Raw genomic sequence first — 7752 nt, 5'->3', positions numbered from 1 at the left:
AACTTGCGCTACGCGCAAGTTTTGTCCGATTGTCAGACCTGACCCCGAATTTTCAGCGCTGCGGGGCGCCGAGGAAGCGGTAGATGGCGGCGCCGAGGGCGGCGCCCACCAGCGGTGCGATCCAGAACAGCCACAGTTGCGCGACTGCCCAGCCGCCGACGTACAGGGCGACGCCGGTGCTGCGCGCCGGGTTGACCGAGGTGTTGGTGACGGGGATGGAAATCAGGTGGATCAGGGTCAGGCACAGGCCGATGGCAATCGGCGCCAGCCCGGCCGGCGCGCGCGCGTCGGTGGCGCCCAGGATTACGAGCAGGAACATGGCGGTCAGCACCACTTCCGTCACCAGCGCGGCCAGCAGGCTGTAGCCGCCGGGCGAGTGCTCGGCGTAGCCGTTGGAGGCGAAGCCGCCGGCCACGTCAAAGCCGGCCTTGCCACTGGCGATCAGGTACAGCACGCCGCCGGCGGCGATGGCGCCCAGCACCTGCGCCACGATATAGCCCGGCAGCTCCCGCGCGGGGAAGCGTCCGCCCAGCCACAGCCCGACCGACACGGCGGGATTCAGGTGGCAGCCGGAGATGTGGCCGATGGCGTAGGCCATGGTCAGCACGGTCAGGCCGAAGGCCAGCGACACCCCGTGCAGGCCGATCCCGACGGCGGGGAAGGCTGCCGCCAGCACCGCGCTGCCGCATCCGCCCAGCACCAGCCAGAACGTACCGAAGAATTCCGCACCCAGTTTCTGCATCGTTTGCCTCCATGGACAGTTGGTTATTGTGCAAACAGACTAGCGATAAATGGCGGAATTGACAACATCGTGCTGTGTTGCACTGCGGAACACATGCTGCGGGCGGCGTGCTACATTCATGAACTTTCACCTCGATAGGAATGCTATGCCGACTTCGCTTGCCCTGCGCGCTGCTATTGCTGCGGCCTTCTCCCTCGCCTGCGGCGCTGCCGCTGCCGCGCCGACCCTGATCCAGGCCGGCACCTTGCTGGATAAGCCGGGCCAGGCGCCGCGCGGCAATTCCACCCTGGTGGTGGAAGACGGCAAGATCCAGGCCGTGCTGGACGGCTTTGTCGGCGCCGAGCGCTACCCGGGCGCCACCGTGATCAACCTGCGCCAGCAGTTCGTGCTGCCGGGCCTGATCGACAGCCATGTGCACCTGGTCTCCGACCGCGCCGGCACCGAAGGCGCGCTGGCCAACGTCACCACCAGCGCCGCCGCCTGGGCCTATGAGGCGGAGCAGAATGCGCACAAGACACTGAATGCCGGCTTCACCACCGTGCGCAACCTGGGCGACAGCCGCGACGGCATTACTCTGGCGCTGCGCGACGCCATCAACAAGGGCTGGGTCAAGGGTCCGCGCATCATCGATGCAGGCACCTCGATTTCCGCCACCTCGGGCCATATGGACGGCCGCCTCGGCTACGCCGACTGGGTGCAGGAAGGCATCCACACCGACAATGTATGCGACGGTCCGGAGGAGTGCCGCAAGGCGGTGCGCCTGCAGGTCGGGCGCGGCGTGGACGTGATCAAGATCGCTACCACAGGCGGCGTGAACAGCAAGATCGGCGCCGGCGTCGGCAAACAGATGTTCGATGACGAGGCCAAGGCCCTGATCGAAACCGCCCACCTGTATGGCAAGAAGGTGGCGGTGCATGCGCATGGCAAGGATGGCGTCGACCTGGCGCTGGCCATGGGCGCCGACTCGATCGAACACGGCACCCTGCTCGACGAGCAGAGCGTGAAGCTGTTCCTGAAATCGGGCGCCTACTACGTGTCCACCATGTCCACCGTGAACGGCTACAAGGAGCGCCTGGCGGCCAACCCGAACGCCTACGAGCCGAGCGTGCTGGAGAAGATCAAATGGCGCATCGGCATCACCGGCAAGTCGTTCAAGCTGGCACACAAGAGCGGCGTGAAGATCGCCTTCGGCACCGATGCCGGCGTGTCCAAGCATGGCCGCAACGCCGATGAATTCGAATACATGGTGGAATTCGGCATGACCCCGGCGGAAGCCATCAAGGCCGCCACCGTGAATGCGGCCGACCTGCTGGGCGTATCCGCCGTGGCTGGCACGCTGGAGGCGGGCAAGGCCGCCGACATCATCGCCGTCAATGGCGACCCGCTGAAGGATGTGAAAGTCCTGAAGCAGGTGCCGTTCGTGATGGCAGCGGGCAAGGTCTTCAAACAGTAAGCATCCATGGCGCCGGCGGGCGCCATGCCGCGCAAAAATCGCTTGCGTTACCGAAGTAAATTGCCATACAGTTAATGCATGAGCAAAAATTCCTTCGCCGGCATGAACTGCCCCATCGCCCAGACCCTGGAACAGGTGGGCGAGTGGTGGAGCCTGGTCATCCTGCGCAACGCCTTCTGCGGCATGAGCCGCTTCCAGGACTTCCAGCAGCACCTGGGCATCAGCACCAGCATCCTGGCGCAGCGCCTGGGCAAGCTGGTGGAGCACGGCATCCTGCTGCGCCAGGCGTCGGCCACTGATGCGCGCATCGTGCATTACCGGCTGACCGAGAAGGGCCGCGCGCTCTACCCCGTCCTGGCGGCGATGACGCTGTGGGGCGAGCAATGGGCGCCCAACCCGCAGGGCGCGCGCCTGGCGCTGGTGGAAAAAGCGACCGGCCTGCCGGTGGCCGGGGTCGGCATCCTGGCGGCCGACGGGCGCAAGTTGCAGCCGGAACAGATCGAGACGGTGGCCGGCCCCGGCGCCGATGACAAGACGCACGCATTGATACGCATAAGAGAGGAGACCGCATGACCGCAGAAAAAGTCTGGCTGCATTCCTACCCCGATGGCGTCCCCGCCACCATTGATCCCGGCCTGTATGCTTCGCTGCCCAAGCTGCTGGAGGAGTCGTTCACCCGCTACGCCGGGCAAAATGCCTACGCCTGCATGGGCAGCACCATGCGCTACCGCGAGTGGGAGCAGCACTCGCGCCACCTGGCCGCCTGGCTGCAGCAATGCGGCCTGGCCAAGGGGGCGCGCGTGGCGGTGATGATGCCGAACGTGCTGCAATACCCGGTCGCGGTGGCGGCCGTGCTGCGCGCCGGCTACACGGTGGTCAACGTCAATCCGCTCTACACGGCGCGCGAGCTGGAACACCAGCTGGCCGACTCCGGCGCCGAGGCTATCTTCATCCTGGAGAATTTCGCCACCACGCTGGAGAAGGTCCTGCCGCGCACGCGCATCAGGCACATTGTGCTGGCCAGCATGGGCGACCTGCTGGGCATGGGCAAAGGCGCGCTGGTCAACTTCGTGGTGCGCAAGGTGAAGAAGCTGGTGCCGGACTTCAGCCTGCCGGGCGCCGTGCCGTTCCGCACCGCCCTGCGCGCCGGGCGCGGCCACGCGCTGCGCGAGGTGGCGCTGGGCCACGACGATGTCGCCTTCCTGCAGTACACCGGCGGCACCACCGGCCTCTCGAAAGGCGCCACGCTGACCCACCGCAACGTGATCGCCAATATGCTGCAGAACGATGCCTGGGCCGCGCCGGCGCTGGCCGATATCCGCGCGCGCGGGCAGGTGGTGACGGTGTGCGCGCTGCCGCTGTACCACATCCTGGCGCTAAACGCCTGCATGCTGATGGGCGCGCGCTGGGGCGCCATGAACCTGCTGGTGCCCAACCCGCGCGACATGGCGGGCTTCGTCAAGGAACTGGCGCGCTACCGCGTCAACTTCTTCCCCGGTGTGAACACGCTGTTCAATGCGCTGCTGAACCAGCCGGGCCTGGAGCAGGTCGACTTCTCCGGCCTGCGCATCACGCTCGGCGGCGGCATGGCGGTGCAGCAGGTGGTCAGTGATCGCTGGTTGCAGGCGACCGGCAGCCCGATCCTGGAAGGCTACGGCCTGTCGGAGACGTCGCCCACCGCCACCCTGTGCCGCACCGACCAGCAGGGCTTCAGCGGCACGATCGGCTTGCCCGTGCCGTCCACCGAAGTGGCCATCCTCGACGATGCGGGCGCGCCCCTGCCCTTCGGCCAGCCCGGCGAAATCGCCATCCGCGGCCCGCAGGTGATGGCCGGCTACTGGCGCCGTCCGAGCGAGACCGCCGCCGTGATGACCGCCGACGGCTACTTCAAGTCGGGCGATATCGGCATCATGGACGAACGCGGCTATGTGCGCATTGTCGACCGCAAGAAGGACATGATCCTGGTGTCCGGCTTCAACGTCTACCCGACCGAAGTGGAATGCGTGGTGGCCGCGCACCCGATGGTGCTGGAATGCGCCTGCGTCGGCGTGCCCGATGCCGGGTCCGGCGAAGCGGTCAAGCTGTACGTTGTGCGCAAGGACCCGGCGCTCACCAGCGAGCTGCTGATGGACTACTGCAGGCAGCAGCTCACGGCCTACAAGAAGCCCAAGCACATCGAGTTCCGCGACACCCTGCCCAAGTCAAACGTCGGCAAGATCCTGCGCCGCGAATTGCGCGAGGAAAAAGCCGCCGCCTGAATGTGCGCCGCCTTTGCGCGGCGCCAAAAACTGGCGCCATGCCCCGGCTTAGACTGGGGCATGGCCGCCGGCAGCGATATCGACTTCAAGCAACTGTTCGCCTTCCCCGAGCTGGCCTGCGAACTGCTGCGCTGCGCCTTGCCCCTCCCTTGGGCGCGCCGCATCCGGCCCGGCGACCTCGAGCGCGTCAACTCCAGCTACATCAACCGCAGCGGCCAGCAGCGGCATGACGATATCGTCTGGTGCATCCATCGCGGCGCGCGGCCGAATATTTACATGCTGGTGGAGTTCCAGGCCCGGCCCGAACAGTTCATGGCGCTGCGCATGCTTTCCTACAGCGGCCTGCTGTGCGAAGACCTCGTTCACCAGCACCGCGCCACACACGGCCATCTACCCGTTGTGCTGCCGTTGGTGCTGTACTGCGGCCGTGCGCCATGGACTGCCGCAACTTCGCTTGTGCAGCTTCGTCCACAGGTCGATCCGTACTTGGACGCGCTTCAACCGGGGCTAAAATACCACCTGGTGGATCGACACAATGCGTCGCCGCTGATTCGTGCCCTGCTGGAAATTGAACAGGCCGATGAGCGGCAGTTCCAGCTCGTACCCGAGCTTGCAACAATTGCTGTCTGGGCGCGCCGCCAACACAACCCTGATCTGTCGCGGACAATCGCGGATTGGATCAGGCGCCAGTTGGGCGTCACATTTGATATGCAAAAACTTCCACCAGAATGCAGTTTGGAGGAAATTTATATGATGTTCGAACACAAGTTCAGAGATTTTGAACACTTGCTCGAATTCCAGGCAACTGAGAGAGGCCTGCAGAAGGGGCTCAAGCAAGGTCTTGAGCAAGGTCTTGAGCAAGGCCGCGATCAAGGCATAGCCCAGGGCAGGGCCGAAGCGGAGCTTGCTGAAAGGCGCCGCATCTTGCAGCTCCTGGTCGCGCACAATGGCGGACCAGCTTCCGGCCAGTTCACCGATGTCATTCACCAAGCCTCGTCGGATCAATTGGCGCTGTGGATCGAGCGCATGATTGCAGGCGAACTGCCGCCCGAGCTCAAGGGGCACTAGCGGCTCTCCTGGCCGCGCTCGCCGCCGCCCGCCTATAATGGCCTGGCGAACCGACACAGGAGGAACTGCATGATATTCGTTTGGGGCAAGAAGCCGGTCTACACCCACGCCGGCTATGTGGCCGACTTCTGCCCTGTATGCCACGCCACGCGCGCCTTCGCCGTGCAGCGCATCGGCATGGCCTGGCACCTGTACTACATCACCGTCAGCAAAGGCGAGCTGGCCGGCTACCAGCGTAGCTGCTGCGATTGCGGCACGGTGCTGCCAGTGGAAGTGGGCCATTACAAGCAGCTCAGCGCCGAACAGCTGCCGCTGGTACAACTGGAACAAACCACCAATCCGCACCTGTCGATCCGCCATGCCGATGCGCTGGCTGCGGCGGCACGCCTGCGCGAGGCGCCCTTGCTGCTGGACGAGTCCGAGCGCCGGCGCCAGCTCGACGCTGCGCTGCGCCTGCAAGCCGACGCGCTGGACCAGTACGAGTCAGCCACCCGGCTCGACCGCGAAGTGTGGTGGGCCATCGGCGGGGCGTTCGCCTTTTGCGTGGTGGTGCTGATGGCGCTGCGCCAGCAGGCGCCCGAAAACATGGACACCGGCTTCATCATCGCCTTTTTCCTCAGCCTGGGCGGCGTGGCCTGGCAATTGAGCCAGATGGGCGAGCGCTACCTGCAACGCGAGCTGCTGCCCAAGCTGGCCCGCGCCCTCGGGCCGCTGCAGCCGCGTCCAGCGGAGATCGACGAAGCCCTGGACCGCCTGCGCGCCCAGGGCCGCAAGCTGGCGCAACGTATCGACAGCGCACGCATCCTGCAGGCCTTGCGTTAACTTTCGAATCATCGTAGTTTACCTTTCGATTTATTTAAAATTTGAAAGGAGACCATGATGAAACGAAGGATTATCTTAGCTATTCTTGCGCTTTCGGCCGCCGCCGCCGCCGGCCAGCCCGCCAACTTCAACACCCTGCTGAAAAAGGCAGCACCGGCTGCGGGCGGCGCTGTCGTGGCCCTGGCCGGCAACGCCTTTGTCACCAGCGCCGGCCCCGGCGCCACAGAAAACATCAACAGCAATGGCCTGGCCAACTGGACCAGCGCCAGCACCGTCACCAGCATCTGGTTCCGCATGGCCGCGCCGGGCAGCGCCACGCTGGCGCTCGACGCGCGCCTGGCCGGCGGCAACAGCAGCAAGATCCGCGTGACCGCCAACGGCACGCCCTTCGTGCTGGATCTCAGCAAGGGCCCCACCAGAACTTACGCCATCGGCACCATCAACGTACCGGCCGCCGGTTATGTGCGCGTGGACCTGCAAGGCATCAGCAAAGCCGGCAGCTACTTCGGCGACGTCTCGGCGCTGCGCGTCAGCAGCGCGGCAAGCCTGAACTATGCCGACGACGCCGCCAACTACTACTGGTCGCGCCGCGGCCCTTCGGTCCACATGGGCTATGCAGTGCCGGCCAATACCGAATACTTCTACAACGAGATGACGGTGCCGGTGGGCGAGGACAAGATCGGCTCCTACTTCATGTCGAACGGCTTCAACGGCGGCTACTTCGGCATCCAGGTCAACTCGCCGACCGAGCGCCGCGTGCTGTTCTCGGTCTGGGACGCGGACAACGGCGCCAAGACCACTTTGGTGCGCAAGGGCCCGAACGTGGTCGACAACGGCTTCGGCGGCGAGGGCACGGGCGGCCAGTCCTACCTGCTGTACAACTGGGTCGCCGGCAACACCTACCGCTTCATCACGCGCGCGGCACCGGACGGCGCCGGCGCCACCGACTTCTCGGCCTGGTTCTTCGCGCCGGAAACCAACGCCTGGCGCTTCATCGCTACATGGAAGCGCCCCGCCACCACCACCTACCACGCCGGCGTCTACTCCTTCCTCGAAAACTTCCTCGACACCAAAGGCTACCTGGAGCGGCGCGTCCTGCTCAACAACCAATGGGCGCGCAGCACCAGCGGCGCCTGGACCGAGCTGGTGACAGCGCGCTTCACCGGCGACGCCACCGCCAACAACGCCCAGCGCCTGGACTATGCCGGCGGCCTGCTGGACGGCCAGTTCTACCTGCGTAATGGCGGCTTCTTCAGCCCCAACGTCACGACCAACCAGTACTTCACCCGCCCGGCCACGGGCCAGGCCCCGGCCGTCGACGTCGGCACCCTGCCGTAAGACTTTTTTGTATGCCAATGTATCTGGCCGTGCGCCAGATACATTGGGCGCCACCTGGCCCGACGCGGCCG

General features: G+C 65.5%; 7 protein-coding genes. 6 read left to right on the top strand and 1 reads right to left on the bottom strand.

Annotated elements, in window-relative coordinates:
• Nucleotides 1-52: 52 nt before the first annotated feature.
• Nucleotides 53-742, bottom strand: coding sequence for an aquaporin Z (gene aqpZ / locus ACE3TQ_RS20335; protein WP_374584387.1), 690 nt, complete (start codon nucleotides 740-742; stop codon nucleotides 53-55).
• A 145-nt stretch (nucleotides 743-887) separates the two neighbouring features.
• Between aqpZ and ACE3TQ_RS20330 the strand changes: the two genes are divergently transcribed.
• From ACE3TQ_RS20330 to ACE3TQ_RS20305, 6 genes are all read left to right on the top strand, one after another.
• Nucleotides 888-2195, top strand: a complete 1308-nt coding sequence (locus tag ACE3TQ_RS20330) for an amidohydrolase family protein (protein WP_374584385.1) — start codon at nucleotides 888-890, stop codon at nucleotides 2193-2195.
• 78 nt (nucleotides 2196-2273) lie between these two features.
• Nucleotides 2274-2768, top strand: coding sequence for a winged helix-turn-helix transcriptional regulator (locus ACE3TQ_RS20325; RefSeq protein WP_374584383.1), 495 nt, complete (start codon nucleotides 2274-2276; stop codon nucleotides 2766-2768).
• The gene (locus ACE3TQ_RS20320; RefSeq protein WP_374584380.1) at nucleotides 2765-4453 is read left to right on the top strand and encodes a long-chain-fatty-acid--CoA ligase; all 1689 of its coding nucleotides are present in this window, start codon (nucleotides 2765-2767) and stop codon (nucleotides 4451-4453) included. The genes ACE3TQ_RS20325 and ACE3TQ_RS20320 overlap by 4 nt, the downstream gene beginning before the upstream one ends.
• Nucleotides 4454-5521 carry an Rpn family recombination-promoting nuclease/putative transposase gene (locus ACE3TQ_RS20315; RefSeq protein WP_374584378.1) on the top strand — a complete coding sequence of 356 codons (1068 nt, stop codon included), beginning with the start codon at nucleotides 4454-4456 and terminating at the stop codon, nucleotides 5519-5521.
• Between the two features lie 69 nt (nucleotides 5522-5590).
• A complete protein-coding gene (locus ACE3TQ_RS20310; RefSeq protein ID WP_374584376.1) occupies nucleotides 5591-6343 on the top strand; it encodes a hypothetical protein in 753 nt (250 codons plus the stop codon).
• A 54-nt stretch (nucleotides 6344-6397) separates the two neighbouring features.
• Nucleotides 6398-7681, top strand: a complete 1284-nt coding sequence (locus ACE3TQ_RS20305) for a DUF3472 domain-containing protein (protein ID WP_374584374.1) — start codon at nucleotides 6398-6400, stop codon at nucleotides 7679-7681.
• Nucleotides 7682-7752: the final 71 nt, after the last annotated feature.

Source organism: Pseudoduganella sp., from assembly GCF_041914865.1.
Lineage (GTDB): Bacteria > Pseudomonadota > Gammaproteobacteria > Burkholderiales > Burkholderiaceae_D > Rugamonas.
The sequence above is the reverse complement of the archived record's forward strand: the minus strand, read 5'-3'. Positions and strand labels throughout refer to the sequence as shown.